This is a genomic window from Actinoallomurus acaciae, assembly GCF_042429965.1.
Lineage (GTDB): Bacteria > Actinomycetota > Actinomycetes > Streptosporangiales > Streptosporangiaceae > Actinoallomurus > Actinoallomurus acaciae.
Genome location: NZ_JBHLZP010000758.1, coordinates 3086 through 4903, shown reverse-complemented (window position 1 = coordinate 4903; position 1818 = coordinate 3086). Strand labels below are relative to the sequence as shown.

Sequence of the window (1818 nt, the reverse complement as noted above, 5' to 3'; positions counted from 1 at the left end):
GATGGACAGCGCGTCGCCGTCACCGGTCGTGTCGTACGGAACGGCGGCCGGGGGCCGGCGGTCGCCCTGCGGGCGGAGCTGGACGCCCTGCCGGTCACCGAACGCACCGGCGTCTCCTGGGCGTCGGCGAACGACGCCATGCACGCCTGCGGCCACGACGTGCACCTCGCCGCGCTGGTCGCGACCTGCCGCGCCGCGGAGCGCATCGGCGTGGACGTGCCGATCCTCGCGGTCCTGCAACCGCGCGAGGAGACCTCGCCCTCGGGCGCCGAGGACATCGTCGACTCCGGCATCCTGACCGACCACGACGTACGCGCGATGGTGGCGGCCCACGTGCAGCCGCGCCTGGCCGACGGAGTCGTCGCGGTCACCCCGGGGCCGGTCAACGCCGCCACCGACGAGTTCGAGGTGACGGTCACCGGGCTCGGCGGCCACGCCGGGTACCCGCACGTCGCCCGTGACCCGGTGCTCACCCTGTGCCAGATCGTCGTCAGCCTCCAGCACCTGGCCAGCCGGCGGTTCGACCCGGTCCTCGGCGCGGTCTGCTCGGTCGGCCAGATCGGCGGCGGCACGGCCGCCAACGTGGTGCCCGAGACCGCGTCGGCGCGCGGCACCGTACGCGTGATGCGCGACTCCGATCGCGCCGTCGCGGCGTCCCTGATCACCGAGATCGTCACCCACACGGCCGCCGCGCACGGCTGCGAGGGCCATGTGCGCTTCTCATCCGGAGAGCCGGTGCTGGTCAACGACCCGGCCCTGGCCGCAGGCGCCGCCGGCCGCCTCACCGACGACGGCGTGACCGTCGACGCGGGCTTCCGCTCGTACGGCGCGGACGACTTCTCCCACTACTGCGGCGTGACACGGGGCCTGATGATGTTCATCGGCACGGCACCCCCGGACGCCACCGACGCGCCCGGCCTGCACACCGAGCGCTTCCTGCCGGGCGACCACATGGTCGGCCGCACCGCCGATGCGCTGCTGGCGGGCTACCTCGCGGCGATCCGGACGGCCGTCGGCTAGCCTGCCGCCGTGGACGTGCGGAGCGCGACAGACGGCGACCTGCGGGCGATCGCGAAGATCGCTCTGGCCAATGACGACGATGACGGGGCCGATCCGGGTTACGTCGCCCACCTGCGTGCCCACGGGCGGTTCCTCGTCGCGGAGAGCGGCGGGACGGCGGTGGGGTACTCCGCGGCCCGGCAGCTCGGCGGGCTCACACAGCTGTGCGACCTGTTCGTCGACCCGGCACGGCACGGCGGAGGCACCGGGCGGCGCCTGCTGGACGCCGTGTTCGACGCCGGCGGGGAGCGGTCGACCTTCGCCTCGCGGGACCCGCGGGCCATGTCGCTCTACGTCCGGTACGGCATGGTGCCGCGCTGGCCACTGCTCTACCTGGAGGGGCCGCCGCTCGCCGGGATCCCGGCCGAGCGGGTGCCGGCGGACGTGGCGGCCGCCGCCGAGCAGGAGCTGAACGGGCGCGACCGGTCGGTCGACTACGCCTTCTGGACGGCGACGCCGGGCGCCACCGGGCTGATCGTCCGTGCCGGGGGCGAGGTCGCCGCCGCCGGGGTCGCCGGGCCGGACCACCTGTTCCACCTGGTCACCGCCGACGGCGCCGACCCGGCGGCCACGCTCCGCGCCGCACTCGCCACCTTCACCGTCGCACGCGTGGATCTCTGCCTGCCCGGACCGCACCCCGCCCTGCCGCTCCTCCTGGACGCCCGCTGGCGGATCGAGGACGCCGACCAGCACATGTCCAGCCGGCCGGACCTGATCAGCCCCGGCGACGTCCTGTCGCCCTCCTTTGCCTGACCGAGG

2 protein-coding genes are annotated in these 1818 nt (G+C 75.1%); both read left to right on the top strand.

The features are described from left to right. A partial coding sequence (locus ACFFNX_RS46505) for a M20 metallopeptidase family protein (protein WP_378212768.1) occupies positions 1–1020 on the top strand: 1020 nt, incomplete at its 5' end. A gap of 9 nt (positions 1021–1029) precedes the next feature. After that, the gene (locus ACFFNX_RS46500) at positions 1030–1812 is read left to right on the top strand and encodes a GNAT family N-acetyltransferase (RefSeq protein ID WP_378212767.1); all 783 of its coding nucleotides are present in this window, start codon (positions 1030–1032) and stop codon (positions 1810–1812) included. Positions 1813–1818 lie beyond the last annotated feature (6 nt).